Source organism: Brevundimonas sp. 374 (genome assembly GCF_900102995.1).
Lineage (GTDB): Bacteria > Pseudomonadota > Alphaproteobacteria > Caulobacterales > Caulobacteraceae > Brevundimonas > Brevundimonas vesicularis_C.
In genome coordinates, this window is sequence record NZ_FNKT01000005.1 from 129,949 (window position 1) to 156,142 (window position 26,194).

Consider the following 26,194-nt stretch of genomic DNA (forward strand, 5'->3'; position numbering starts at 1 on the left):
GGGGCGGAGGAACAGGGGGCGTGATCGTGCCGCCACCGCCTCCTCCTCCTCCACCACCGCCTCCGCAACCCGCGAGCGGTAGAAACAGCAGGCCCATACCCAGGACGATCGCCCCGCGAAGTCGCAATCCGTTCACGCCCTAACCCTCCCAAAGTCAAGGCTGCTTTCCGCAGCCTCCGCATCAGTAACGGCCTAATTCTTTAACGCTTTATCGAACGTCGCCAGCAGCTTGGACCAGCCGTCCTTTGCGTCGGCCTCCGAATAGCTGGTGCGGTAGTCGGCGTGGAAGCCGTGCTGGGCGTCGGGATAGACGACGATCTGGCTGCCGGTCTGGCCGGCGCGGGCCAGGGCTTCGCGCATCCGTTCGACGCTGGCCAATGGGATGCCCTGATCCTTGCCGCCATACAGGCCGAGCACAGGCGCTTTCAGATCGTCAGCGATGTCGACCGGCCAGGGTTGGCCCGATGAGATCTGAACCGGCGTGGCGTCTGCGGCGGGCGCCAAGCGGCCGTACCAGGCCACACCCGCGCCGATCGCGGCAAAGCGGGCCGCCGCCTGCCACACCACCTTGCCGCCCCAGCAGTAGCCGGTGATGCCGACCTTGCCGTCCTTGGACCACGACTGCTGGCTGGCCCATTCCAGCGTCGCCGACAGGTCGCTCATCACCTGCTCATAGTTCGCCGCCCCGACGATCTGCATGATCCGTTGCATATCCGACAACGGCGCGGGATCCTCGACCCGGACGAAGAAGGCCGGTGCAATGGCGGCGTATCCCTGCTTGGCCAGACGGCGGCAGATGTCGCGGATATATTCGTGGACGCCGAAGATCTCGGAGACCACCACCACGACCGGGAATGGGCCGTCGCCCGCTGGCCTGGCGACATAGGCCGGAAGCTGGAACCCGTCCGGCGCGGCGTAGGTCACGGTCTCTGTGGACAGGCCCTCGGCGTCGGTCGTGATGGGCTTGGCTTCCTGGGCCAGGGCTGCGACCGCATAGCCGGAAAAGAGCAAGCCCCCCAAGGCGCCCAAGGTTCGACGGCTCAGTTTCAGGTCGTCGGCGGTCTGGCCTTCGGGGCGGATCAGCACGGTCATCGGACGCTCCAACGCGGGAAAGGCGTCAGAGCATCACGGCTGACGGCAGTCGTCCAGTCACGATAAGGCGCGCTTTAAAACGGGAAGAAGGGGGCTCAAGCAGCGAGCGACCGCGTCGCGCGCGTTAGCGCCCTTCTTCCCTTCATCAATGCCTGAAGACCCGCACCCCGGTGAAGGCCATGGCGATGCCCTTCTCGTCGGCGGCGGCGATGACCTCGGCGTCGCGCATCGAGCCGCCCGGCTGGATCACCGCCGTGGCCCCGGCCGCGACGGCTTCCAGCAGCCCATCGGCGAAGGGGAAGAAGGCTTCGGACGCACAGGCCGAACCCTCGGCCAGCGAGTGGGTCAGACCCTTGGCTTCTCCGGCTTCCTGGGCGCGGATGGCGGCGATGCGGGCGCTGTCGCGACGGTTCATCTGGCCGGCGCCGATGCCGGCCGTCTGGCCGTCCTTGGCGTAGACGATGGCGTTGGACTTGACGTGCTTGGCGACGGTGAAGGCGAACAGCATGTCCTGGATCTCGGTCGGGGTCGGCTGGCGCTTGGTGACAATCGTCAGGTCCGACGGCTTGATCAGCGACCGGTCACGCGACTGGACCAGGAAACCGCCGGCGACCGAGCGGAACACCTCGCCCGGACCGTGGGGGTCGGGCAGGCCGTCGGTGATCAGCAGACGCAGGTTCTTCTTGGCCGCGAAGACGGCCTTGGCCTCGTCATCGGCGCCGGGGGCGATGACGACCTCGGTGAAGATGCCGGTGATGGCGCGGGCGTCCTCTCCGTTCAGCGGACGGTTGACCGCAATCACGCCGCCGAAGGCCGAAACGGCGTCGCATTCCAGCGCGCGGGCATAGGCTTCGGACAGGTCCTTGCCCACGGCCACGCCGCACGGATTGGCGTGTTTGACGATGACCACGGCCGGCTGTTCGAACTCGGCCACCAACTCATAGGCGGCGTCGGCGTCGGCGATATTGTTGTAACCCAGTTCCTTGCCCTGAACCTGTTCGGCATAGGCTACGCCCGGACGGCGCTCGCCGGTTCGATAGAAGGCGCCCGTCTGATGCGGGTTCTCGCCATAGCGCAGGGTCTGGGCCAGGGCGCCCGCGATCGACTTGCGGGCCGGGGCAGCGTCCTCGATTTGACCGGCGAACCAGCCGGAGACAGCGGCGTCGTAGGCGGCGGTGCGCGCGAACGCGCGGGCGGCCAGGCGCTTGCGCAGGGCCATATCTGTGGAGCCCTGGGCCTTCAGCGCCTCAAGGATCAGGCCGATGCTCTCGCCGTCGACGGCGACGGCGACATAGCCGTAGTTCTTGGAGCCCGAGCGGATCATGGCCGGGCCGCCGATGTCGATATTCTCGACCGCCGCCTCGAACGCGCCGCCGGCCGCGACGGTGCTTTCAAACGGATAAAGGTCGATCCAGACGATATCGATTGCGCCGATGCCGTGGTCGGTCATGGCCTGGACATGGTCGGCCGCGTCACGCACGCCTAAGAGGCCGCCGTGAACGATGGGGTGCAGGGTCTTGACCCGGCCGTCCATCATCTCGGGGAAGCCGGTCAGATCGGCCACATCCTTGACCGGCAGGCCCAGCTTCTCAATCGCCGCGCGCGTACCGCCGGTCGAGACCAGTTCGACGCCCAGATCGTGCAGGGTGCGGGCCGCGTCCTCCAGCCCGGCCTTGTCGGACAGGGAGATCAGGGCGCGTTGCGGCTTGACCCGATCAGGGGCGGACGGAAAGTCGGGAGCGGCGGGCATGGGCGGCGTCCGTGATGGCAGGGGAGGATCGCGCGCCGTCTAGACCCAAACCGCTTCGCCGTCACCCCACGGACGGTTTCAGGTCGGTTCGCCGCTCGCGCCGGCCGGGCTCAGCTTCCAGCGGATCTTGGTCTCGCTGTCGGTGCGGGCCGAGCCGCGCACCACGATCTGAAGGGAGCGGCGGGTCAGGCCGGCGTCGATATGGACGCTGGGCTCGATGGCCACGTCCGGTCCGTCGGTCCTGAACCACCAGCCCCGGCCCGAGGCGCCGCGCAGCAGGATCGACCGCCGGTCGCGCGCCAGAGAGGCCTGCACTCCCGGCTCCAGATGGAAGCGGATGGCGTAGGGGGCCGCGATCTGGCGCACCATCTCCTTGCGGCCTGGTGTGGGGAAAAGCTTCTCTTCGGCTCGCAACTCGTCCAAGCGCTGGTCCAGATAAAGCCGGCGCTGATGGTTCAGGCCGAACAACTCATTCCAGCCGTCGTGCTCCATTTCCAGCCAGACAGCGCCGTCGCCGTCGCGCAGGTCGGTGGTCACATGGATCGGCGGTCCGACCAGGCGCGGGCCCAAGAGCTCGCCCTTCCAGCCGCCCAGCGGTTCGTTCAGCGATCGCTCGCCCAAGGTCAGGGTCGAATGGGCCGGCGTCAGCCGCAGGGCCTGGCGGTCGGTCGAGGCCGGCGTCCACCCCGAGCCGGTCACCAGACGATCCTTGCCGCAGGCGATCTCCAGCGCCAGCGGCTGGGCGCAGGCGGCCGCCCCCCAGGCGTCGCGCGCTGGTGGGGCGGTGTCGGCGATGATGGTCAACAGCGGGCTGGCGATGCGCGTCAGGCCGGCGACCGCACCGGTGGCTGCAGGAGCGTCGTCGCTTCTGGCGATCGCCTCGTCGTCGTGGGCGCGGGCGGCCGCGACGCGTTCAATGGTGGAGGGGCCGCCGCCCTGGAAGCTGGCCAGACGACCATCGGGCAAGGTCAGCAGGCGCAGGCCCTGTGTCAGCCGGACGATGGCGGCCGAGACGCTCTCCGGAGTCGGTTCGGAAAGTTGCGACAGGGCGTCGTCCAGCGTCAACAGGTCAAGCAGCAGCTCAAGCCCCGCCTCGGGACTGCGCGAGGCGTGGCCGCCGTCGGCCTGCACCGTCGTCTTCAGGGCGCCGTCCAGCCGCGACAGCGCGCGGCGACGCAAGGCCTGCCCCGGCGCCCCCGCCAGCACGCAGCCGCCGATGGTCGCCGCCGTCAACCGCTCGGCCCGGCTGGCAAGACCGCCGGGCGGGCGTAGCAGCTGTCGGGTCTGGCGCGCCAGACTGTCGGCCAGTTTCAGTCGCTCGGCCTCGGTCGCCACGGCGCCCATCCGCCGTGCGCCGCACGCCAGATTGACGACCCGCCGCGCCAGGATTTCCGGTCCCCAGGCGAAGGGCGACCACCGTGCAAAGGCGTCGGCCCAGGCCAGGGTCAGACGCAGCGCCTCGCGCGCGCCACGGTCGCCTTGAGCCATCAGGCCCGGCAACCAGGCGAAGGCGTGAAGCTCGACCGCAAAGGGCCGCGAGGGACTGGGCCGGTTCCACGGATCGGACGGAGGCTCGACCTCCATCGAGGCGCCGGCCAGCATGAAACGCCCGGCCAGAACATTGCGCCCCGGCGCCGGATCATGAGGGCGGAAATCGCGCGGCGTGGCGGCGAACGCGGTCACCTTGCCTCCGCCCAGAGGCGACCCCAGCGTCAGGCCGTAACCGGGCAGGCCGTAAAGCTCGATCCACAGCTGTCGCGTCGCCAGTCGGCCGGCGATGGCGGGCCACAGGCCGGGTCCTGCGACCGTGTCGCCCGACCGCACGGGCGTGCGCACCGGCGCGCCAGGCAGGCCGGGGATCTGACCCGAGGCGACGTCCAGCGTCGTTTCCTGGCCCCGCGGGGCGAAGGGGCCGAGCGGGCTCACGAGAGGCTCTGAGCAGCCGGCGCGGCTTTCAGGGCGGCGATATTGGCCGCGTAATCGCCCTTGAACACGAACGAGCCGGCGACCAGCGCATCGGCGCCGGCGGCGACGCAGGCTGCGGCGTTGGCGGAGGTCACGCCGCCGTCCACCTGAAGGTGAGCCGTCGAACCGGCGCGGTCGAGAATGGCTCGCGCCGCCGCGATCTTCTTCAGCGAACTGTCGATGAACTTCTGACCGCCGAAGCCCGGATTGACCGACATGATCAGCACCAGATCGACCAGATCGACCACCTCTTCCAGGATCGACAGCGGCGTCGCCGGATTGAACACGACGCCCGCCTTGGCGCCCAGCTGGCGAATGCGAACCAGGGTGCGGTGCAGGTGCGGCCCGCTTTCAGGGTGAACGGTCAGGACATCGGCGCCCGCACCGCGGAACGCCTCCAGCCAAGGATCCACCGGCGCGACCATTAGATGCACGTCGAACGGCAAGGTCGTGTGCGGTCGGATCGCCTTTACGATGTCGGGGCCAAGCGTGAGGTTCGGCACGAAATGCCCGTCCATCACATCGACGTGGATCCAGTCGGCGCCCGCCGCCTCCAGCGCGCGGACTTCTTCACCCAGCCGCGCGAAATCGCTGGCGAGGATCGACGGGCAGATCAGAGGGGTAACGGCCATGGCCTTCCGGATAAGGCGGGTTGCGGGCGGGAGCAAGGCGCTCCCGCTCAGGATGCCCGTTCCAGCCTTGCCGCGAAGAAGCCGTCCAGTCCGCCGTGTTCGGCCCACATGGAGGGCAGGATGCGCAACCAACCTTCGGGCGTCAGCGCCTCGGGCGGAGCGCCGACGGCGGTCGGATCGGCGGCGACGGTGCGGAAGGCAGGATTGCGGCGCAGGAAGGCGATGATCTGGGTCTCGCCCTCCTCACGCTCCAGCGAGCAGGTGCAATAGACCAGACGGCCGCCCGGTTTGACGCGTTCGGCGGCGGCGTCGAGCAGTCGGTGCTGAACGTCCGCCAATTTGGCCACCTCTGCCGGTTTGGTGGCCCGCAGGACCTCCGGATTGCGGCGGAAGGTGCCCGTCGCGGTGCAAGGCGCATCCAGCAGGACGGCGTCGAAGATGCGGGCGTCCTCCCAGTCCTCGGCCGGGACGGCGACGACTTCGGCGGTCAGGCCGGTCCGCTCGAGATTCTGCGTCAGGCGTTTCAGCCGCGGGGCCGAACGGTCGAGCGCGACGACGGCGGCGCCGGCGGCCGCCAGTTGCAGCGTCTTGCCTCCAGGCGCGGCGCACATGTCGAGCGCCGTCTCGCCGGGCTTCACATCCAGCAGCCGGCCGGGCACGGCGGCGGCCGCGTCCTGGACCCACCAGTCGCCATCCTCGAAACCGGGCCAGCCGGCCACATCGCCGCGACGGCCGGTGCGAACCGTGCCCCCGGGCAAGGCTTCGCCCTCGACAGAGGTAGCCACGGCGGCGGGATCGACGCCTGGCTTCAGGCTGAGATCGGTCGCGGGTTCTTCGCGCGCGGCCAAGGCCAGACCCGCCAGGGCGGCCTCGCCATAGGTCGCCTTCCAGCGCGCCGCGATCCAGTCCGGCAGATTGCTCTCGGCCGTCGTCAGGCCGGGGCCTTCACGCCCAACCCCGCGCAGCACCGCATTGACCAGATTCTTGTAGGGCCGGGTCTTGGGATCGCGCTCGGCCAGTTTCACCGCTGTCGAGACGGCGGCGAAGGCGGGCGTTTCCAGCACCAGAGTCTGGGCCAGGGCGATGCGCATCAGGGTGCGCACAGCCTCGGGCGGCGACTTCTTCAGACGGCGATCCAGAATCTGGTCGATCTCACCCAGGCGACGCAGGGCCGCCATGGCCACGGCGCGGGCGAAGGCGCGATCCACGGGCTCCAGCGCGCGGGCGGCGGGCTGAGACAGGGCTTCGTCCAGTCCGTTGCGCTTCTCCAGCGCGGCGTTCAGCAGGATGCCGGCGACGACGCGAGCCTCGACGCCGATGTCGTCTTGCGACGGCCCTTGAGCGGCCTCAGCCGGGGCCGGGCGCGGGCGGCCCTTGGTGGCCATGCGACGCCCGCGCGCCTGCGAGCTCTGGCCGCCCCGTCCCTCGGCGCTCATACCGCCACCTGCGCGCCCAGTTCGACCACGCGGCCGGGCGGGATGTGGAAGAAGTCGGTCGGATTGGCGGCGTTGCGCATCAGGAAGATGAACAGTTTGTCCTGCCACAGCGGCATGCCCTGGCGCGCCGACGGGATCAGCGAGCGTCGGCCCAGGAAGAAGCTGGTCGACATGATGTCGAACTTCAGCCCCTGTTTGCGGCACAGGCCCAGCGCACGCGGCACGTTCGGCGTCTCCATGAAGCCGTAGGTGACCGTGACCTTCTTGAAGTCGTCATTGATCGGCTCCATCCGCACCCGGTCGGCCTCCTTGACGCGCGGGCGCTCGGAGGTGCGGACGGTCAGGATGACGTTCTTCTCGTGCAGCACCTTGTTGTGCTTGAGATTGTGCATCAGGGCGACCGGCGCGACGTCGGGATCCGAGGTCAGGAAGATGGCCATGCCCGGCGCACGGTGCGGCGGCCTGGCCTGAAGCATCTCGATCAGATCGGTCAGCGGCAGGCTGTCCTTGCGCGTCTTGGCCGTCAGGATCTGCGTCCCACGCACCCAGGTCCACATCACGACGACCAGCAGGGCGCCCAGCACCAGCGGCATCCACGCGCCATCCGGAATCTTGAGCAGGTTGGAGGTCAGGAAGACGCTGTCGATGAAGGCGAACGGAAGCAAGGTTCCGGCCACCGCCCACATTGGCCACTTCCAGCCCTTGCGGATGACCGAATAGGCCATCAGCGTATTGACCAGCATGGTGCCGGTCACCGCCACGCCATAGGCGGCGGTCAGGTTATGCGAGCTCTGGAACACCACCAGCAGCACCAGAACCCCAACCATCAGGAAGGTGTTGACCGCCGGCACGAAGATCTGGCCGGCCTGGGTTTCGGAGGTGTTCTTGATGTCGATGCGCGGCAGAAGGCCCAGTTGCACCGCCTGCTGCGTCACCGAGAACGCGCCGGTGATCACCGCCTGGGAGGCGATGACGGTCGCGGCGGTCGCCAGGATCAGCATCGGCCAATAGGCGAACTGCGGCACCATGTTCCAGAACGGGTTCTCGGACGCGGCCGGATTGTCCAGGATCAGGGCGCCCTGGCCCAGATAGTTCAGCGTCAGGCACGGCAGGACGAAGGCCAGCCAGCCCATGCGGATCGGCGCCTTACCGAAATGGCCCATGTCGGCATACAGGGCCTCGGCCCCCGTGACGGCCAGGAAGACGCTGCCCAGGATCACGAAGCCCAGGAAGCCGTCGTTGAGCAGAAGCATGACGCCATAGTGGGGCGACAGGGCCCGCAGCACGCTGACGTCGTCGAAGATATGATACAGGCCCAGCGCCCCCAGGCTCAGGAACCAGACTGCGGTGATGGGGCCGAAATACTTGGCCAGGCTGGCCGTGCCGCGCGACTGGACCAGGAACAGGGCGATCAGGATGCCGGCCGAGATCGGCACGATGAAGGAATCCAGCCGCCCGGCCAGACCCGGCGCGTCCTGCAGGCCTTCGACGGCGGACAGGACCGAGATGGCGGGCGTGATGATGCCGTCGCCATAGAACAGGGCTGCGCCGCAGACGCCCAGAATGAAGATCCAGGCGCTGCGTCGCCCGACCGCGAACTGGGCCAGGGCCATCAGCGACAGGGTGCCGCCCTCGCCCTTGTTGTCGGCGCGCATCAGGAAGAAGACGTATTTGAACGTCACCACCACCATCAGCGCCCAAAACGCCAGCGACACGACGCCGATCACGGCCAGATCGCCGCCCACGCCGGAGCGCGCATGGTCGATCGCCTCGCGCAGGGCGTAGAGCGGGCTGGTGCCGATGTCGCCGAACACCACGCCGATCGCGCCGATGGTCAGGGCCCAGAAGCCGCCGTGCTTGGCGGCCTGGCCGCCCGGGATGTGGGATTCCGGACCCGTGGCGTGGGTGGGCTTGTCCGGCGTGTTCGACGCGGGCGAGGGAGCGCTCGCGTCGTGGGGAGTGTCCCCGGCCATGCGTATCCTCCGGGTCTCCGACGCGGCGTCGGTCCCTTCAAAGCGGCGAGCCTTTAGGCCCATTCCACGCGGTCTTCAATCGCGCCGCGGCGGATTCGGTTTCGGCGTTCTGCGGCGCGATTTGTGATTCGGCCCCTGAACGCCTATTTTCGCATCAGGAACAGAACCATGTCAGACAGCCAACGCTTCCCCGTCGCCGCCCACGCCCTGGCCTATATGGCCCACAAGGGCGCCTTTGGGCCTGCGCAGGCGATGCCCAGCGGCGTGCTGGCGTCCTCGATCCCGACCAATCCCGTCGTGGTGCGCCGCGTGACCGCCCTTCTGGCCAAGGCCGGGCTGATCGCCACCCGTCCGGGCGCGACCGGCGGATCCTGGCTGTTGCGTCAGCCCGAGGACATTCGGCTGGATCAGGTGCTGAAGGCGGTGAACGGCTGCGCCCACATCGGTTCGCCCCCTGCCGGCGCCAAGGGCTGCCCGATCAGCGAACATATCCCGCGCCAGGTCGCCAAGGCCCTGACCGCTGCGGACGAGGCCGCGACCGAGGCTTTGTCCAAGATCACCATCGCCGATCTTCTGGCCGAAAACCCGACCTCGCTCTCTGCCTTTGCGCCGCACAAGTCCTGCCCCGTCGCGGCCTGATCGCGCCGTGAATCGGACCGTTCTGATCACCGGCGCCTCGGCCGGCATCGGCGCGGCCCTGGCCCGGACCTATGCGGCCGAGGGCTGGAATGTGATCCTGACAGCGCGTCGCCAAGCCCCGCTGCAGGCGCTGGCTGACGAACTGACCGCCGCCCACGGCGTGACCGCGACCGTGATCCCCGAAGACCTGTCCGACCCCGAGGCGCCCGAGCGGCTGGTCGCGACCATCGCGGCTCATGGCCTTACCATCGACGGCCTAGTCAATAATGCGGGATTCAGCCGGGTCACGGGCTTTCTGGATACCGGCCTGAGCGCGCACCGCGCCATGATCCAGGTCATGCTGACCGCGCCGGTCGAGCTGTCGCGGCTGTTGCTGCCCGGCATGATCCAACGGGGCTTCGGCCGGGTGCTGAACGTCGCCTCGCTGGCCGGCCAGATGCCCGCGACTGGGGGCGACACCCTGTACGGACCGATCAAGAGCTTTCTGATCAAGGCGTCGCAGGGCCTGCATCTGGAAACGCAGGGGACCGGCGTTCACGTGACGGTGCTGAACCCCGGCTACACCCTGACCGAGTTCCATGACGTCAATGGTTCGCGCGAGCAGGTCTCCAGCGCCTATCCGGCTTGGATGTGGATGGACGCCGCGCGCGTGGCGCGCATCGGCTATGACGCCTGCGAGGCCAACCGTCCCAGCGTCACCCCCGGCGTCATGAACAACGTCATGGCCGGACTGGCCCGCTTCCTGCCCGATGGCCTGGCGCTCCGCATGGTGGCGAACCATGCGAAGCGGCTGGACCGGATCTGATTAGATGTGGATGGCGTGCCCGAGGGCGCGCAGGCTGGCCTCGTGGAAGGCTTCGCCCAGCGTCGGGTGGACGTGGATCGTCCCGGCGACGTCTTCCAGCACTGCGCCCATCTCCAGCATCTGGGCGAAGCTGTTGGACAGTTCCGACACATGCTGGCCCACCGCCTGGATGCCCAGGATGCGATGATCGCCCTTGTTCGCGATCACCCGCAGGAAGCCGCCGTCCTCGCCCGCCTCGATGGCTAGGGCGCGGCCGATCGCGGCGAAGGGGAAGACCGACTGGATCACATCGTCGCGGCCCGCGACCTCGTTCGGGCCCAAGCCGGCCGAAACGATTTCCGGCTCGGTGAAACAGACGGCGGCGATGGTGACGGGATCGAAGATGCGGTCGTGGCCGGCGATGATTTCGGCGACCACCTCGCCCTGGGCCGAGCCCTTGTGCGCCAGCATGGGTTCGCCGGTCAGGTCGCCGACCGCCCAGACGTTCTTCATCGAGGTGGCGCAGCGCTGGTCAATTTTCACGAACGGGCCGGCCATGGCCACGCCCATGTTTTCCAGACCCCAGCCTTGCGTACGCGGACGCCGACCGACCGTGACCAGCACCTTGTCGGCGTCCAGTTGCAGCGGCTCGCCATCCTTGGTCGTGATCGACAGCTTTCCGTCGCCGAAGCCCCCGGCTCGCGCCCCCAGATGCAGCTCGACGCCATGCTTCTCCAGCCACTTGGCGACCGGATCGGTCAGGGCCTTGTCGTAGAGCGGCAGGATACGGTCGGCCATTTCGACGATGGCTACTTCGGCGCCCAGCTTGCGATAGGCGATGCCCAGTTCCAGCCCGATATAGCCGCCGCCCACGACGACCAGCTTCTTGGGAACCTCCGACAGGCTCAGCGCCTCGGTCGAGGAAATGACGTCGCCGCCGAACGGCAGGAAGGGCAGTTCGACCGGCTCGGATCCCGTCGCCAGAATAACGTGTTCGGCGGTGATGCGGATATCGCCTTCGTCGGTCTTGACCACGCAGGTCTTGGCGTCGGCGAACTCGGCCCAGCCCTTGATGACCTTGACCTTGGCCTTCTTCAGCAGGGCCGCGACCCCTGCGTTCAGCTTACGGACGATGCCGTCCTTCCATTCGACCGTCTGCGACAGGTCGATGGCCGGCGCCGCCGCCGTTATGCCCAGCGTCCCGCCGCCGGCCGCCTTGGTCACCGTCTCGAACTTGCCTGCCGCATGGATGATGGCCTTGGACGGAATGCAGCCGACGTTCAGGCAGGTGCCGCCCAGCCCATCGCCGCCGTCCACCAACACGGTGTCGAGGCCCAGCTGGCCGCAGCGAATGCCCGCGACATAGCCGCCGGTGCCTGCCCCGATGATCAGGACTTTGGTTTTCAGGGTCTGGGTCAACGATAGGCCTCAAGGCGGGTGCTGAACTGCGGAGGAACTTGCTGGGGCTCGAAAACGCGGACCGCGCCGGTTCCGGTTTCCATGGCCAAGACTATGTCGCCGGGTTTGACGCGCTGAAAATCGACGCAAATCATGCCTTGATAGCCGCCCAGCGGACGGGCGGTTTCCGCAGCGGTCAGTGTATATGTCTCTTGCGGAGCGCCTTGAAGCGTTTCCAGTCTGGCGATGGTCGCCTCGGACTGAATAACCTCGATGGTCGGCGTCCGCCTGGGTTCAGCCAAACGCTCCACCGTCGTCACGCGCCCGATGAACAGCGCCGGCCCATCGGACCGTAGCAGAGACGACCATGCCGGCGGCGGCTCGGGTATGCAGGCGTTCGCGGACGAGGCCACGACGCCGACGGCTGCTAGCAGGCTGGCGCCGAAGGTCAGCGTTTTGACTTTGAATTGCCGCATCACATTACCCTTCCGATCCCGATGTTCCTCTCTCGGCGACGAGAAAGGATCATCAAGAGCCATGGCGCCAATTTCGAGGTGATAGCCATAGACGCGGGCGGACCTCGCTTTCTCGCTTAGAAAATGGGCATCACCCCATCCAGAGCGTCGCCGGGTTCTCCAAAAGCCCCTTGATCCGCTGCACAAACACCGCCGCATCATGCCCATCAACGATGCGGTGATCGAAGCTGGACGACAGGTTCATCATCTTGCGCACGACCATCTGGCCGTCCTTGACCACGACCCGTTCGGCGATCTTGTTCGGACCAACGATGGCGACCTCGGGGTGGTTGATGATCGGGGTGTGGACCACCCCGCCCAGCGTGCCCAGCGAGGTGATGGTGATGGTCGAACCCGACAGCTCTTCGCGCTTGGCCGAACCGTCCTTGGCCGCGCCCGACACGCGGGCAATCTCCAGCGCCGTATCGTAGGGGTCGCGCGCCTCGGCATGGCGGATCACCGGCACCATCAGGCCATTCGGGGTCTGGGCGGCGATGCCCAGATGGACCGGGGCGTGTTGGGTCAGGACGCCGGCTTCGTCGTCATAGGTGGCGTTGATCTGGGGCTGGTCGCGCAGGGCGACGACGATGGCGCGGGCGATGAAGGGCAGGACGTTCAGCTTGGGCTGATCCTTGGACTTCGTCGCGTTCAGGTGGGCGCGCAGCTCCTCCACCGCCGTCATGTCGATTTCCTCGACATAGGTGATGTGGGGAATGCGGCGCACGCTCTCGGCCATCTTCTCCGCGATCTTGCGGCGCAGGCCGATGATCTTGACCTCGGTCGTCCCTTGCGCCTTCGCATAGGTCGAGCCGCCGTCGGACGGCGCCGACGCGGGTTGCGAACCGCCGCGCGCGATGAAGCCGTCCAGATCCTCGTGCGTGATCCGACCCGCCGGGCCGGAACCGGGCACGAAGGTCAGATCGACGCCCAAATCCCGCGCGCGATTGCGCACGGCCGGCGAGGCCGACGGGCGTTCGCCGGGCGCACGTCCCGTCACGGCGGGAACGGGCTTGGACGACGCAGTCGCTGAAGTCGCGCTTTGAGCCGTCGAAATCGCGGCGGAAGCCGTCGTCGCATTCTCGGTAGGCTTGGAGGCCGGTTTCGGCGCCGCGACGAGCGTCGAGACATTGCCCCGGCCCTCGACATCGAACGCGACCAGCGGTCCGCCGACCGGCACCGACTTGCCCGGCTCGCCGTACAGGGCGACGACCGTTCCGGCGACCGGCGAGGTGATCTCGACCGTAGCCTTGTCGGTCATGATGTCGGCGATGATCTGGTCTTCCTCGACCGCATCCCCGACCTTGACGTGCCAGCCGACCAGCTCGGCCTCGGCCGTGCCTTCTCCGACGTCGGGCAGTTTGAAGACATAGTTGCCGGATGTCGGCGCCTCGACAGCGGGGGCTGCCGGCGTCTCAACCTTCGGCGCCTCGGCGACTACGGGCGCGGGGTCCGGCTTCGCGGCGGGGGGGGCGACGGGCGTCGGGGCGTCATCGGCATTGCCCGCCCCCTCGACCTCGAACTCCACCAGAGGGCCGCGCACCGGCACCATGGCGCCGGGTTCGCCGTGCAGGGCGACGACCTTGCCGCTGACCGGAGCGGTGATCTCGACCGTGGCCTTGTCGGTCATGACGTCGGCGACGATCTGATCCTCGGCGACGACATCGCCGACCTTGACGTGCCATCCGACCAGTTCGGCCTCGGCGGTGCCTTCGCCCACGTCGGGCAGTTTGAAGACGAAACGTCCCATCTTATCGACCTCCCGTCATGACGCTCTTCAAGGCGTCTGCGACCCTCCGCGGTCCGGGGAAATATTCCCATTCGAAAGCGTGAGGATAGGGCGTGTCCCAACCGGTGACGCGCGCGATCGGCGCCTCCAACGAATAGAAGCAGCGCTCCTGCACGAGAGCCGACAGCTCGCCGCCGAAGCCCGAAGTCTTGGGCGCTTCATGCACGATGACGCAGCGGCCGGTCTTCTTCACCGAGGCCTCGATGGCTTCGATGTCCAGCGGCACGAGCGAGCGCAGGTCGATGACCTCGGCATCCACGCCCGCGTGTTCCGCGCCGGCCAGGGCGACCCAGACCATGGTGCCATAGGCCAGGATGGTGACGTCGTTTCCTTCGCGCATCACGCGCGCCTTGCCGATGGGCTCGACATATTTTCCGGTCGGGACCTGGGCCAGATCCTGGGCCTTCCACGGGCTGACCGGCTTTTCATGCCAACCGTCGAACGGGCCGTTGTAGAGGCGTTTCGGCTCGAAGAAGACGACCGGATCGTCATCCTCGATGGCGGCGGTCAGCAGGCCCTTGGCGTCATAGGGGTTTGACGGAATGACGACCTTCAGGCCCGCGATATGCGTGAACAGGCTTTCGGGCGACTGGCTGTGGGTCTGGCCGCCGAAGATGCCGCCGCCATAGGGGCTGCGCACCGTGATCGGCGACGTGAACTGACCGCCCGAGCGGTAGCGCATCTTGGCCGCTTCCGAGACGATCTGATCGTAGGCCGGGTAGATGTAGTCGGCGAACTGGATCTCCACGACGGGACGCAGGCCATAGGCGCCCATGCCGATCGCGGCGGCGACGATGCCGCATTCCGAGATCGGGGCGTCGAAACTGCGGGTCAGGCCGTGTTTCTGCTGCAGCTTGTCGGTGACGCGGAAGACGCCGCCGAAATAGCCGGCGTCCTCGCCGAACGACAGGACGTTGGCGTCTTCGGCCATCTTGACGTCGATGGCCGAGTTCAGCGCCTGGATCATGTTCATGGGGACCACGCCCGCGCCCGTCGCTTCCGAGGCGGGGGCGGCGTTGTGGTCGACCATGTCGGGCTCGACGCCGTCGTTGCGGTCGGCGTCGGTGAAGGTGGTTTGCTCGCTCATGGTCAGACCCCCACCTCGCGGCGCTGTTCGATCAGCCGCCAGTCTTCGGTCGCATAGACCTCTTCGAACATCGTCTTCACGCTGGGGCGCGACTGGCCCAGGGTGCCGATGGCTTCGGATTCCTTGCCGGCTGCGCGGACCTGTTCGACGGCGTCCTTCAACGCAACGGCGTGACGCTCGTCGTCCCATTCGCCGATGACGGTCAGATGCTGGCGCAGACGTTCGATCGGATCGCCCAGCGGCCATTTCTCATGCTCGTCGCCGGGGCGATAGCGGCTGGGGTCGTCGGACGTCGAGTGCGGGGCGCCGCGATAGGTGAACAGCTCGATCACCGTCGCCCCCTGGTTCGACCGCGCCCGTTCCTCGGCCCACTGGGTCGCCGCCCAGACCGCCAGGAAGTCGTTGCCGTCCACCCGCAGAGCCGGAAGGCCATAGCCGATGGCCTTGGAGGCGAAGGTGGTCTCAAGCCCGCCGGCGATGCCCTGGAAGGAGCTGATCGCCCACTGGTTGTTAACGACGTTCAGGATGACCGGGGCGCGATAGACGGAGGCGAAGGTCAGGGCGTTGTGGAAGTCGCCTTCGGCCGTGGCGCCGTCACCGATCCAGCTGATGGCGATCTTGTCGTCGCCCTTGTAGGCACTGGCCATGGCCCAGCCCACGGCCTGCGGCACCTGGGTGCCCAGATTGCCGCTGATGGTGAAGAAGCCATAGTCCTTGGCCGAATACATGATCGGCAGTTGGCGGCCTTTGATCGGATCTTCGGCGTTCGAATAGATCTGGTTCATCATCGCGACCAGCGGATAGCCGCGCGCGATCAGAAGCCCCTGCTGGCGATAGGTGGGGAAGCCCATGTCCTCGCGGCTCAGGATCATGCCCTGCGCCACAGCGATGGCCTCTTCGCCGGTGCACTTCATATAGAAGCTGGTCTTGCCCTGGCGGTGGGCGCGGTGCATCCGGTCGTCGAAGGCGCGCGTCAGGATCATGGCCTTCAGGCCCCGGCGCATCGTCTCGGGATCCAGGCGAGGGTTCCACGGACCGACGGCGGCGCCCTCATCATCCAGCACCCGAATCAGGCGGAAGGCGAGATCGCGCATCTGATAGGGCGTCGACCCGACCTCGGGCCGTTCGACGACACCGGCAGGGTCCATCTGCAGATGGCTGAAGTCCGGCGTATCGCCGGGACGGCCGGACGGCTCCGGCACGCGCAAGGACAGGGGCTGGCTGTTCTTTTTGTTCATTTTATCGTTCATGCGGGCGTCCATATCCGTTCTGGGGTCCGTCCGTGTTTCCTCTGGACGTGTGATAACACGACCCCTAAGCAGGTGCTCGCTCAATTTGACCTTGCGCAATCCCGATATCGGGTATTTTATTTCGCGATAATCATAATCGGAGAAACGCATTGGCCGACGAACTCGACCCCATCGACGCCCGCATCCTGGATATCCTGCAACAAGACGCCGGGCTTTCGGTCGCAGAGGTCGCCGATCGCGTCGGGCTGTCGGCCTCGCCCTGCTGGCGGCGGATCAAGCGGCTGGAAGACTCCGGCCTGATCACCAAGCGCGTCACCCTGCTGAATGCTCAGCTGCTGGGCTTGGACTTCGAGGTCTACGCCATCGTCAAGCTGATGCTGCCCTCGGCCGACAATCTCAATGTCTTCGAGGCCGCCGTGGCCAAATGGCCGGAAGTGGTCCAGTGCGCCACCATCACGGGGCGCGAGGACTATGTGCTACGCATCATCACCTCGGACATGCACGCCTTCGACCTGTTCCTGCGCGAGAAGCTGCTGGCCCTCGGCATCGTCTCGGACTGCGAAAGCCACATCGTCACGCGCGGTGTGAAGAATGTGACCGCTCTGCCTCTTGGCATCATCACGCCTCACGTCGGATAACGTCGCTCAGGCGGCGCGGGCCGCACTGGGAGCCGACACATGATCGAACTGGTGATCGACGCACGCCGCAAGGACCTGGGCGGGTTCGAGGTCGGGCGCGTCCTGCCCTTCCATTCGCGCCGGATGGTCGGGCCCTTCATCTTTCTGGATCAGATGGGACCGGCGGAGTTCGCGCCGGGCGCCACGGCCATCGACGTGCGACCCCACCCGCATATCGGCCTGTCGACCCTGACCTATCTGTTCGAGGGCGAGATCATGCACCACGACAATCTCGGCTACGACCAGGCGATCCGGCCGGGCGAGGTCAACTGGATGACCGCCGGCAAGGGCATCGTCCATTCCGAGCGCACCGATCCGCTGAAGAAGAGCAAGGGCGGGCCGATGCACGGCATGCAGGCCTGGGTCGCCCTGCCCGACGAGGCCGAAGAGATGGACCCGGCCTTCCATCACCTGGGCGAAGACGCCCAGCCGGCCTACGAGAACGGCGGCCTGTTCGCGCGACTGGTGGCGGGTGAGGCCTACGGCGCCAAGGCGGCCGTCCCGGTGTCGTCGCCGCTGTTCTATATCCATTGGGAGCTTCAGCCCGGCGTGCGTACCGCCCCGCCGTCCGGCAAGCGCGCCGGGGGTCCAAGCGGGGGTATGAGTGAACGTGCGCTCTATGTGGCCAAGGGCTCCATCGAGGTCGGCGATCGCACCTTCCACGAGGGCCAGATGATCGTGCTGGAGCCAACGGCCGAACCGACGATCAAGGCCCTGACCCAGTCGACCGTCATGGTGCTGGGGGGCGAGCCGGTCGGGGAACGGCTGATCTGGTGGAACTTCGTCGCCTCCAGCCAGGCCCGCATCGATCAGGCCAAGGCCGATTGGAAGGCGGGCCGGATGACGCTGCCGGACGCCGACGATCTGGAGTTCATCCCCCTGCCCGACGAACCCGCAAAGGCGCAGGCGGAGCCTGCGCCAGTGACGCCCAAGCCGACCGATCCGGTCTGATGCGTGGCGCGACATGAGAACGAGGGTAGAATGTCCAAGGCCGTTTCAGCTTGAAGCATCAGGTTCTCAAGGCGCTTACACGCTCCGTTTTGAACCGATCGACGACTGGGGTGGCTTGTTAGTAGTCGAAGGGTTTTCGGCACCCATGCAATGGGCCGTTCTGTCCATTGAGCGAAGCGAGATCGGTGAGTTGATTCTGTCCGGAACCACGGACGGCAGCACCATTCTTTGGAATGACGAGTATTGGTACGAGGCGACCATTGCTCCAGGACGTGCTCACCTCACCTTTTGGGGAGACCGCGTTCTGATCCGCACCGACGAGGCATCGGCTATAGGCATAATCCCCGCAACCCGCTAACGCCTGCGCAATGAACTTCGATTTCGACGCCCAGGTCACCGCCGCCCTGTTCGACAACACCGGCGCTGTCTTCGCCCTCGGCGACGGCTCGGTCCGGTTCGAGGACCGGACGCGGGTGGAGGCGCACGACGGCGCCGTGCTGTGCGCCTGCGTTCATCCGTCCGGCGACGGGATCGTCACAGGCGGCGATGACGGCAAGGTCGTCTGGACCCGTCACGACGAGGACCCAGTCGTTCTCGCCACGACCAAGAACCAGTGGATCGACGCCATCGACGCCTCGCCGGCCTCGGGTCTGATCGCCTTCTCCTTCGGCCGCACCCTGTCGGTGATCGACCCCAAGGAGGTCGGCTTCCGCCGCGACTTCCAGCATGAGCGCACCGTCTCCGGCGTCGCCTTCGAGCCCAAGGGCCGGCGCATCGCCACCTCGACCTATGGCGGGGCGGCCCTGTGGTATGCGCGGATCGAGAAACAGCAGCCCGTGAAGCTGGCCTGGGCCGGATCGCACACCGGCGTCGCCTTTTCGCCCGACGGCGCCTTCGTCGTCACGACGATGCAGGACAATCAGATGCACGGCTGGCGCATTAAGGACGCCAAGAATCTGCGCATGGGCGGCTATCCCGGCAAGGTGCGCTCGATGGCCTTCCTGGCAAATGGTCAGCTGATGGCGACCTCAGGCGCGCAGGGCGCGGTCCTATGGCCCTTCATCGGATCGAACGGACCGATGGGGCGCGAGGCGACCGAGATCGGCTATGACGACACGACCCTGGTCAATCTGGTCTCGGCCCGCGCCGATCAGGGTTTGCTGGCCGCCGGCCTGACCGACGGTCGGGTCTGGGTCGCGCATCCGGCGGCCCAGGGTCTGAATTTCGTCAAGGCCGAGAAGGGGTCGGCCATCGTCGCCCTGTCGCTCAGCCCCGCCGTCGACAAGGTGGCCTGGGCCGACGAAGACGGCGCCGCCGGGGTGTTGATCCTCTGATGGCGACGGGCCGCAAGAGCTGGCGTCGCGTGGTGCTGACCGCGCTTTTGATCCTGGCCCTGATCCCGGTCGCGGGCGTGCTGATCGTCGCCATTGTCCCGCCGCCGCCCACCATACTGATGCTGCGCCAGCTCGCGAGGGGCGACGGCATGGACTACCAGTGGCGCGGTCTGAACCAGATTTCGCCCAATCTGGTGAATGCGGCCATCGCCGCCGAGGACGCCCGGTTCTGCAGCCACCACGGCTTCGACATGGAGGCGATCCAGAAGGCCCTGGACCACAACGCCGAGGGCGGGCGCCTGCGCGGCGGATCGACCATTAGTCAGCAGACGGCCAAGAACGTCTTCCTCTGGCCCGGGCGCGACTGGATCCGAAAAGGTCTGGAAGCGGGCTACACCGTCCTGATCGAGGCCGTGTGGTCCAAGCGCCGGATCATGGAGGTCTATCTGAACGTGGTGGAATGGGCGCCCGGCGTCTATGGCGCCCAGGCCGCGTCGCGCCACTGGTTCGGCAAAGCCGCACGCGATCTGAGCCCGCGTGAGGCGGCGCGTCTGGCCGCCATCCTGCCGGCCCCGCGTCGTTACGAAGCCGCCGCGCCCGGCCCCTATGTGCGTCGGCGCGCCGCGCGTATTCAGGCGGCTATGGGTACGGTGCGCAATGAAGGTCTGAACACCTGCGTCGTCGGTCGCTGAACCGTCACGCTTGACGGGCGACCGGGCCTGACCTCTCCTGCCCGCGCTGTTCAGGAGATCCATCATGAAGCGTCAGATGATGACCGCCGTCGCGGTCTGCGCCCTCGCCTTCGCCGCCGGCTGCGCCAGCACCAGCGAACCCGCCGCCGCAGCCCCGGGCGTCGAACAGACGGCCTCGACGACGCCCGCGCCGGCCGTCAGCGGCATGCGCGCCGACTATCCCATCACCGCCGAGGGCGCGACCGCCTTCATCGCCGACGCCGAAACCAAATGGGCCGAGGTCAGCGAATATGTCGCCCGCATCCAGTGGGCGCGCGCCACCAACATCACCTTCGACACCATGTGGCTGGAGTCCAAGGCCAACGCCGAGGCGACCGAGCTTCAGGTCCAGCTGGCCAATCAAGCGGCCAAGTTCAACGACGTCCAGGTTGATCCCGTCGTGCGGCGCAAGCTGAACCTGCTGCGGCTCAGCCTGGTTCTGCCGGCGCCCAACCGCCCCGGCGCGGCCGACGAACTGGCCCAGATCACGACGCGGCTGGACTCGACCTATTCGACCGGCAAGTTCGACTTCAAGGGCAAGCCGATCACCCTGGACGAGGCCTCGCTGATCCTGGCCGACAGCCGCGATCCCGCCGAGACCAAGGCGCTGTATGAAGGCTGGCGCACCATCTCGCCGGTCATGCGCGACGATTACGCCCGCATGGTCGAGATCGCCAATGAGGGCTCGCGCGAACTGGGCTTCGCCGACACCGGCGCCCTTTGGCGCTCGGGCTATGACATGCCCGCCGACGACTTCGCCGCCGAGACCGACCGGCTGTGGGCCCAGGTGAAGCCCTTCTACGAGAACCTGCACTGCTATGTGCGCGCCAGGCTGAACGCCAAATACGGCGACGCGGTCCAGCCCGCCCACGGCCCGATCCGGGCCGATCTGTTGGGCAATATGTGGTCCCAACAGTGGGGCAACATCTATGATGTGGTTGCCCCGCCCAGCGGCGGCGCCTCCAGCTATGACCTGACCGAACTGCTGAAGGCAGCTGATTACGACGCGACGAAAATGGTCAGGACGGGCGAGGGCTTCTACGTCTCGCTGGGCCTCGATCCCCTGCCTCAGACCTTCTGGGAACGCAGTCAGATCACCCGCCCGCGCGACCGCGAAGTCGTCTGTCACGCCTCGGCCTGGGACCTGGACAACGCCGACGACATCCGCATCAAGATGTGCACCAACGTCAACGGCGACGACTTCTACACCGTACACCACGAGCTTGGTCACAACTACTACCAGCGCGCCTACAAGAACCAGCCGATGCTGTTCCGGAACGGCGCGAACGATGGCTTCCACGAGGCCATCGGCGACTTCGTCGGCCTGTCGGCCCTGACCCCCACCTATCTGAACCAGATCGGCCTGCTCAAAACCACCCCGGGCGCAGAGGAAGACATTCCCTTCCTGCTCAAGATGGCCTTGGACAAGATCGCCTTCCTGCCGTTCGGCCTGATGGTCGACCGCTGGCGCTGGGACGTCTTCTCGGGCGAGACGGCGCCGGCCGCCTACAATACCGCCTGGACCGCTGACATGCTGCAATACCAGGGTCTGGTCCCGCCCGGCCCGCGTCCGGCCAACGCCTTCGATCCGGGCGCCAAATACCATGTGCCGGGCAACACGCCCTATACGCGCTACTTCCTGGCGGCGATCTATCAGTTCCAGTTCCAGCGCGCCGCCTGCAAACAGGCCGGCTGGACCGGGCCGCTGCACCGCTGCTCCGTTTACGGCAATAAGGAAGTGGGCGCCCGCTTCAACGCCATGCTGCAAATGGGTCAGTCCCAGCCGTGGCAGGAGGCGATGAAGGCCTTCACCGGCGATGACGGCAATGACGCCTCGGCCATCGCCGACTATTTCGCCCCGCTGAACGTCTGGCTCCAGGAACAGAACCGCGGTCACCAATGCGGATGGAGCGCCGCGTGATCACGCGGCGGCGTTAACTGTCCCCTTCACAGTTCCCTTAACCGCCCGATGGCAAACTGAGCGCTAATCGGGCGGTCCGCGTCCTTTGGGATGGGCATGGTGAAGGTTTCCAATCGGATCGGCAGGGCGGTGAAGACTCTGCGCTCGTTCACGTCGCGCCTGTCGTCGGACTGCGGCGGCAATGTCGTGATGATCTTCGCTCTGGTGATGCCAGCGCTGATCATGCTGACCCTGGGCGGCATCGACATCAACCGCGTGACGACGGCCAAGGCTCGCGTTCAAGACGCGCTGGACGCCGCCACCCTGGCTGCGGCGCGGTCGTCCTATACCGATCCGAACGACCTGAAGACCGTCGCCCTGGTGGCGCTGAGAGCCAATCTGCGCAACGCCTCTGTGGAACCGTTTGCTGACGACGCCGTCAAGATTGAGCTGACGAAAGACCAGGTCGTCATCGCCGACATCCAGGTCCAGGTGAAGACCCTGATCGCCAACGTGGTCCTGCCGCCCTATGGCAAGATACTGGACGACACCCTGCCGGTCAGCGTCCACTCCGAGGTGAATCGATCGTCCAAGGACATCGAGGTTTCGCTGGTGCTCGACATCACCGGCTCGATGGCCAGCAACAACCGGATCGGCGATTTGAAGAACGCCGCAAACCAGCTGATCAAACTGGTCGTTCAGCCGGCGGCGAAACAAACGCCCTACTATTCACGCATGGCGATCGTGCCCTATTCGATCGGCGTAAATCTAGGTGCTCGCGCCGACGCCGCACGCGGCGCCTCGATCGGATCGACCAGCATCAGCGGCGCCGCATGGGCGGCGGCGGCGGCCAAGTCGATCTCTGGCATCACGCGCGCTTCGCCGGGCGTCGTGACCGCCAACGGCCACGGGCTATCGACCGACGACTACGTCTGGATCAGCGGCGTCGGCGGCATGACCCAGATCAACAACCGCGCCTACAAGGTCGTGCGGATCGACGCCAATCGGGTGTCCCTGCAATATCAGTCGGGCACGAACTGGTATGCGCTGAACACCACTAGCGGCAATGGATACAGCAGCTACAGCTCGGGCGGTCAGATCCGCAAATGCATGCGCTCCGACTGCTTCGTGACCATCTCCTCCACAAATCACGGCTTGTCGAAAGGCGACACGCTTCAGATCGCTGACGTTAAGGGCATGACGGCGCTTAACACGACGAATGATGAAGGCCTTTACGAAGTCCAAGAGAAAATCTCGAACGACGCCTTTGTAATCCCTGTCGGTGGCGCCGCGTTCGCTGATTATTCTGGTGGCGGCTCCGTTCAGTGTGGGCGCGATGGATGCGCCACACGCGTCTTCCGCGACGCTCAGTACAATCGCTTGACCGCCTTTAGTAACACCAGCTGCGTCAGCGAGCGTACGGGTTCACAAGCCTACACCGACGCGGCTCCGAGCACGGCCAGGGTGGGTCGCAACTATGCCGCTCCGCAACGCTCAACGCCCGTGAGATCGGCGGGTAACCCTTGCCCGACAGCGACGATCCAGCCGCTGACTTCCAACATCGATACATTGACGGGGCTCGTGAACGGTTTGACCGTTACAGGATCAACGTCCGGGCAGATTGGCTTGGCTTGGGGTTGGTACACCGTATCTAACCAGTTCAATGGGCTTTGGTCGTCCAATCCCGCCGCTGCCTATGCGCCGACCAAGGTGTTGAAGGCGGTGATCTTGATGACGGACGGCGAATTCAACACGCCCTATTGCGGCGGCGTCATCGCCCGCGATGCGGGCTCAGGGTCCGGCAACCTCTTTGACAAGATTGCCTGTGACGCGACGAACGGCGACCCGTTCGATCAGGCCGCAAAACTGTGCACCGGCATGAAGGCCAAGGGCGTGATCGTCTATACCGTGGGCTTCTCGATCACACCGGGCAGCGACGCGGCCAACATCCTCAGCACCTGCGCTACCGATAAGGACAAGGCCTTCCTGCCGCAGTCGGGCGCGGACCTGTCCAACGACTTCCAGGCCATCGGACGCGACATCACCCGACTACGGATTTCCCGCTGACGGCCTAGAGCAGGCGGATTTCGCGCAGGCGTTCGGTCAGATAATCCTCGGCCAAGATGGTCTTGCCCGCATAGCGATCGGGATTGTCCGGCGTGATGGCGCTGGGCAGGGTCTCGATCGGGAAGTCCGGGTTGAAATGCAGGAAGAAGGGCGTCGAATAACGGGCGAAGCCGCGACGCTCTGGCGCGGGATTGACCACGCGGTGGGTCGTCGATGGCAGGACGTGGTTGGTCAGCCGCTGCAACATGTCGCCGATATTGACGACCAGGGCGCCGGGCGGCGGGGCGATGTCGAGCCAGCTGCCGTCCTTGTCCTTCAGCTGAAGACCGGCTTCTTCGGCGCCGAGCAGCAGGGTGATGACATTGATGTCTTCATGCGCGCCGGCGCGCACGCCAGGCGCATCGGCCGGAACCGGCGGATAATGCAGCATGCGCAGGACGCTGTTGCCCATGTCGACCTTGTCCGCGAAGAAGTCGTCGCCCAGCTTCAGATAGCGGGCGATGGCGCGCAGGATCTTGGCCCCGAGCGCATCCAGGTCCTCGAACATGCCATACAGGTGCTCGCGGAAGCCCTCGATCTCGGTCGGCCAGAGGTTGTCGCGCATATAGCGGCGATAAGGATGGCCTTCGGGCAGTTCCCGGCCGACGTGCCAGAATTCCTTCAGATCGACCGTTTTGGCGTCCTTGGCCGCCTCGACTCCGAACGGGGTCAAGCCGCGCGCGCCGCCGGTACCGGGCTGGTGATACTGACGCTTCACCTCTTCCGGCAGTGCGAAGAAGGCCTTGGCGTCGTCGATGGCTGCGGTGATGCGCGCCTCATCCAGACCATGGTCGGCGACGACAGCGAAGCCATAGCGGGAGAAGGACGCGCCCATTGCGTCGCTGAACTCTTGAAAATCGGCGTCGTACAGCGTCATCGAAACCGGCTGAATGGCGCGGTCGGTCGTGTGGTCCGTCTGGGTCACGCTCACGGCGTCGTCCTCGATTTGGGGATGTGCGGCGGTTCCCATACGCCTAATCGGCGACCTTGTCAGGGTCATGGCGCGTGCGGACGTGGAAGGCATTCATGCCCCGTACAGATTGGAACCTTCACAGTAAGCGCACGTTTCCGCGCCAGATCGCTCAAAAGAAAGGGACTATTCCATGCGCGCCAAGTTCATCGTCACCAGCGTTTCCATCGCCGCCCTGCTGGGGGCGGCCGCCTGCACCACCACCGACCCCTATCGTTCGGGTCCGGTTCGCAACAACACCGGGACCGGCGCCATCGCCGGTGCGCTGGGCGGCGCGGTTCTCGGCTATCTGACCAATACCTCGAACGGCGAACAGGGCCGCAAGAATGCTCTGATTGGCGCCGGCATTGGCGCGCTGGGCGGCGCCGCCGTCGGCCAATATATGGATCGTCAGCAACGCGCGATGGAAGCCGAACTTTCCGGCTCCGGTGTCGGCGTGGCGCGTCAGGGCGATCTGCTTGTGTTGCGCATGCCGTCGGACGTGACCTTCGCCACAAACCAGTCCTCCATCGATCCGCGCTTCCTGCCGGTGCTGGATGACGTCGCCCGCGTTCTGCAACAGTATGACCAGTCGACCGTGGACGTGATCGGTCACACCGATTCGTCGGGCGGCGACGCGATCAATCAGCCTCTGTCTGAGCGCCGCGCGAGCAGCGTCGCCTCTGAACTGGTGCGTCGCGGCGTGATCGCGCAGCGCCTCTATGTCGCCGGTAATAGCTCGCGTAACCCGGTGGCCTCGAACGCCACTGCCGAAGGCAAGGCGCAGAACCGCCGCGTCGAAATCCTGATCCGCCCGTTCACCGGCTGATCAGGCCTTAAGTCAGAATACTTGGGGGCGGCGTCGCAAGGCGCCGCCTTTTTGGCTGCGTGGACGCATCACGCAGAGGGTGAGACGGCGCAAAGAAAAACGCCGCCTCCTTTCGGAAGCGGCGTTCTGTCTTTCGACGACTTCGAAGCTCGAAGCCGACCCGGACGAACCGGTCGGCTCCGAAAGCCTTAGAAGTTGATGTCGATGGTCGCGCGGCGGTTGAGCGGTTCGCGCACACCGTCGGCGGTCGGCTTGGCCAGGTTGGTCTCGCCCTTGCCGTCGAGGGCGATGACGCCGCCGTTGACGCCCGAGGCGACCAGCGCGTCCGCGACGGTGCGCGAACGACGGTTGGACAGACCCAGGTTATAGGCGGCCGAACCCGAGGTGTCGGTGTAGCCGACGATCAGGAC

General features: G+C 66.5%; 22 protein-coding genes. 9 read left to right on the plus strand and 13 right to left on the minus strand.

The window, feature by feature from the left end; translation table 11 throughout:
- Positions 1-192: 192 nt before the first annotated feature.
- The 6 genes from BLR19_RS12755 to BLR19_RS12780 form a co-directional block, all read right to left on the minus strand.
- Positions 193-1,092, minus strand: a complete 900-nt coding sequence (locus BLR19_RS12755) for a dienelactone hydrolase family protein (protein ID WP_091751675.1) — start codon at positions 1,090-1,092, stop codon at positions 193-195.
- Between the two features lie 145 nt (positions 1,093-1,237).
- On the minus strand, positions 1,238-2,842 hold the full coding sequence (gene purH, locus BLR19_RS12760; RefSeq protein ID WP_091751679.1) for a bifunctional phosphoribosylaminoimidazolecarboxamide formyltransferase/IMP cyclohydrolase: 1,605 nt from the start codon (positions 2,840-2,842) through the stop codon (positions 1,238-1,240).
- A 78-nt stretch (positions 2,843-2,920) separates the two neighbouring features.
- Positions 2,921-4,768: a heparinase II/III family protein gene (locus tag BLR19_RS12765; protein ID WP_091751682.1), complete on the minus strand. Its 1,848-nt coding sequence runs from the start codon at positions 4,766-4,768 to the stop codon at positions 2,921-2,923.
- Entirely contained in the window at positions 4,765-5,439 is a 675-nt protein-coding gene (rpe, locus tag BLR19_RS12770; protein ID WP_091751685.1) for a ribulose-phosphate 3-epimerase, read from the minus strand. Before rpe ends, BLR19_RS12765 begins: the two co-directional genes overlap by 4 nt.
- Before the next feature lie 47 nt (positions 5,440-5,486).
- Entirely contained in the window at positions 5,487-6,875 is a 1,389-nt protein-coding gene (locus tag BLR19_RS12775) for an RsmB/NOP family class I SAM-dependent RNA methyltransferase (protein ID WP_369818859.1), read from the minus strand.
- A complete protein-coding gene (locus BLR19_RS12780; protein ID WP_091751688.1) occupies positions 6,872-8,848 on the minus strand; it encodes a potassium transporter Kup in 1,977 nt (658 codons plus the stop codon). Before BLR19_RS12780 ends, BLR19_RS12775 begins: the two co-directional genes overlap by 4 nt.
- A 168-nt stretch (positions 8,849-9,016) precedes the next feature.
- Here BLR19_RS12780 and BLR19_RS12785 point away from each other — a divergent pair, with 168 nt between their 5' ends.
- Positions 9,017-9,487 carry an Rrf2 family transcriptional regulator gene (locus BLR19_RS12785; protein WP_091751760.1) on the plus strand — a complete coding sequence of 157 codons (471 nt, stop codon included), beginning with the start codon at positions 9,017-9,019 and terminating at the stop codon, positions 9,485-9,487.
- A gap of 7 nt (positions 9,488-9,494) precedes the next feature.
- Positions 9,495-10,292, plus strand: coding sequence for an SDR family NAD(P)-dependent oxidoreductase (locus BLR19_RS12790; protein WP_091751691.1), 798 nt, complete (start codon positions 9,495-9,497; stop codon positions 10,290-10,292).
- Here BLR19_RS12790 and lpdA read toward each other — a convergent pair whose 3' ends face one another.
- The 5 genes from lpdA to BLR19_RS12815 all read right to left on the minus strand — a co-directional run bounded on the left by lpdA (position 10,293) and on the right by BLR19_RS12815 (position 16,295).
- A complete protein-coding gene (lpdA, locus tag BLR19_RS12795; RefSeq protein ID WP_091751694.1) occupies positions 10,293-11,690 on the minus strand; it encodes a dihydrolipoyl dehydrogenase in 1,398 nt (465 codons plus the stop codon).
- The gene (locus tag BLR19_RS12800) at positions 11,687-12,208 is read right to left on the minus strand and encodes a hypothetical protein (protein WP_143007385.1); all 522 of its coding nucleotides are present in this window, start codon (positions 12,206-12,208) and stop codon (positions 11,687-11,689) included. Before BLR19_RS12800 ends, lpdA begins: the two co-directional genes overlap by 4 nt.
- Positions 12,209-12,275: 67 nt before the next feature.
- Entirely contained in the window at positions 12,276-13,931 is a 1,656-nt protein-coding gene (locus BLR19_RS12805) for a 2-oxo acid dehydrogenase subunit E2 (protein WP_091751700.1), read from the minus strand.
- Position 13,932: 1 nt separating this feature from the next.
- Positions 13,933-15,000: an alpha-ketoacid dehydrogenase subunit beta gene (locus tag BLR19_RS12810; RefSeq protein WP_369818862.1), complete on the minus strand. Its 1,068-nt coding sequence runs from the start codon at positions 14,998-15,000 to the stop codon at positions 13,933-13,935.
- A gap of 59 nt (positions 15,001-15,059) precedes the next feature.
- Positions 15,060-16,295: a thiamine pyrophosphate-dependent enzyme gene (locus tag BLR19_RS12815; RefSeq protein WP_255366657.1), complete on the minus strand. Its 1,236-nt coding sequence runs from the start codon at positions 16,293-16,295 to the stop codon at positions 15,060-15,062.
- Positions 16,296-16,456: 161 nt separating this feature from the next.
- Here BLR19_RS12815 and BLR19_RS12820 point away from each other — a divergent pair, with 161 nt between their 5' ends.
- The 6 genes from BLR19_RS12820 (at position 16,457) to BLR19_RS12850 (ending at position 23,967) form a co-directional block, all read left to right on the plus strand.
- Positions 16,457-16,945, plus strand: a complete 489-nt coding sequence (locus BLR19_RS12820) for an Lrp/AsnC family transcriptional regulator (RefSeq protein ID WP_055754211.1) — start codon at positions 16,457-16,459, stop codon at positions 16,943-16,945.
- A 39-nt stretch (positions 16,946-16,984) separates the two neighbouring features.
- A complete protein-coding gene (locus BLR19_RS12825; protein ID WP_091751706.1) occupies positions 16,985-17,935 on the plus strand; it encodes a pirin family protein in 951 nt (316 codons plus the stop codon).
- 368 nt (positions 17,936-18,303) lie between these two features.
- A complete protein-coding gene (locus tag BLR19_RS12835; protein ID WP_091751712.1) occupies positions 18,304-19,269 on the plus strand; it encodes a WD40 repeat domain-containing protein in 966 nt (321 codons plus the stop codon).
- Positions 19,269-19,961 carry a monofunctional biosynthetic peptidoglycan transglycosylase gene (gene mtgA / locus BLR19_RS12840; RefSeq protein WP_091751716.1) on the plus strand — a complete coding sequence of 231 codons (693 nt, stop codon included), beginning with the start codon at positions 19,269-19,271 and terminating at the stop codon, positions 19,959-19,961. The genes BLR19_RS12835 and mtgA overlap by 1 nt, the downstream gene beginning before the upstream one ends.
- 64 nt (positions 19,962-20,025) lie before the next feature.
- Entirely contained in the window at positions 20,026-21,921 is a 1,896-nt protein-coding gene (locus BLR19_RS12845) for a M2 family metallopeptidase (RefSeq protein ID WP_091751719.1), read from the plus strand.
- 96 nt (positions 21,922-22,017) lie between these two features.
- Positions 22,018-23,967, plus strand: coding sequence for a TadE/TadG family type IV pilus assembly protein (locus BLR19_RS12850; protein WP_176758351.1), 1,950 nt, complete (start codon positions 22,018-22,020; stop codon positions 23,965-23,967).
- 4 nt (positions 23,968-23,971) lie between these two features.
- Here BLR19_RS12850 and BLR19_RS12855 read toward each other — a convergent pair whose 3' ends face one another.
- Positions 23,972-24,883, minus strand: a complete 912-nt coding sequence (locus BLR19_RS12855) for an isopenicillin N synthase family dioxygenase (RefSeq protein WP_091751766.1) — start codon at positions 24,881-24,883, stop codon at positions 23,972-23,974.
- 226 nt (positions 24,884-25,109) lie between these two features.
- Between BLR19_RS12855 and BLR19_RS12860 the strand changes: the two genes are divergently transcribed.
- Positions 25,110-25,784 (plus strand): YiaD family glycine zipper/OmpA-like lipoprotein, encoded by a 675-nt coding sequence (locus BLR19_RS12860; protein ID WP_091751725.1) that lies wholly within the window; start codon positions 25,110-25,112, stop codon positions 25,782-25,784.
- Positions 25,785-25,972: 188 nt separating this feature from the next.
- Here BLR19_RS12860 and BLR19_RS12865 read toward each other — a convergent pair.
- The coding region (locus BLR19_RS12865; protein WP_176758287.1) for an OmpA family protein at positions 25,973-26,194 on the minus strand (222 nt) is incomplete at its 5' end.

Excerpts from the sequence above, each read along its gene's own strand:
- BLR19_RS12755 (WP_091751675.1), bottom strand. The coding sequence starts at position 1,092 with ATGACCGTGCTGATCCGCCCCGAAGGCCAGACCGCCGACGACCTGAAA.
- purH (WP_091751679.1), bottom strand. The coding sequence starts at position 2,842 with ATGCCCGCCGCTCCCGACTTTCCGTCCGCCCCTGATCGGGTCAAGCCG.
- rpe (WP_091751685.1), bottom strand. The coding sequence starts at position 5,439 with ATGGCCGTTACCCCTCTGATCTGCCCGTCGATCCTCGCCAGCGATTTC.
- BLR19_RS12775 (WP_369818859.1), bottom strand. The coding sequence starts at position 6,875 with ATGAGCGCCGAGGGACGGGGCGGCCAGAGCTCGCAGGCGCGCGGGCGT.
- BLR19_RS12780 (WP_091751688.1), bottom strand. The coding sequence starts at position 8,848 with ATGGCCGGGGACACTCCCCACGACGCGAGCGCTCCCTCGCCCGCGTCG.
- BLR19_RS12785 (WP_091751760.1), top strand. The coding sequence starts at position 9,017 with ATGTCAGACAGCCAACGCTTCCCCGTCGCCGCCCACGCCCTGGCCTAT.
- BLR19_RS12800 (WP_143007385.1), bottom strand. The coding sequence starts at position 12,208 with ATGGCTCTTGATGATCCTTTCTCGTCGCCGAGAGAGGAACATCGGGAT.
- BLR19_RS12805 (WP_091751700.1), bottom strand. The coding sequence starts at position 13,931 with ATGGGACGTTTCGTCTTCAAACTGCCCGACGTGGGCGAAGGCACCGCC.
- BLR19_RS12810 (WP_369818862.1), bottom strand. The coding sequence starts at position 15,000 with ATGGTCGACCACAACGCCGCCCCCGCCTCGGAAGCGACGGGCGCGGGC.
- BLR19_RS12815 (WP_255366657.1), bottom strand. The coding sequence starts at position 16,295 with ATGAACAAAAAGAACAGCCAGCCCCTGTCCTTGCGCGTGCCGGAGCCG.
- BLR19_RS12825 (WP_091751706.1), top strand. The coding sequence starts at position 16,985 with ATGATCGAACTGGTGATCGACGCACGCCGCAAGGACCTGGGCGGGTTC.
- BLR19_RS12835 (WP_091751712.1), top strand. The coding sequence starts at position 18,304 with ATGAACTTCGATTTCGACGCCCAGGTCACCGCCGCCCTGTTCGACAAC.
- mtgA (WP_091751716.1), top strand. The coding sequence starts at position 19,269 with ATGGCGACGGGCCGCAAGAGCTGGCGTCGCGTGGTGCTGACCGCGCTT.
- BLR19_RS12845 (WP_091751719.1), top strand. The coding sequence starts at position 20,026 with ATGAAGCGTCAGATGATGACCGCCGTCGCGGTCTGCGCCCTCGCCTTC.
- BLR19_RS12850 (WP_176758351.1), top strand. The coding sequence starts at position 22,018 with ATGGTGAAGGTTTCCAATCGGATCGGCAGGGCGGTGAAGACTCTGCGC.
- BLR19_RS12855 (WP_091751766.1), bottom strand. The coding sequence starts at position 24,883 with ATGACGCTGTACGACGCCGATTTTCAAGAGTTCAGCGACGCAATGGGC.
- BLR19_RS12860 (WP_091751725.1), top strand. The coding sequence starts at position 25,110 with ATGCGCGCCAAGTTCATCGTCACCAGCGTTTCCATCGCCGCCCTGCTG.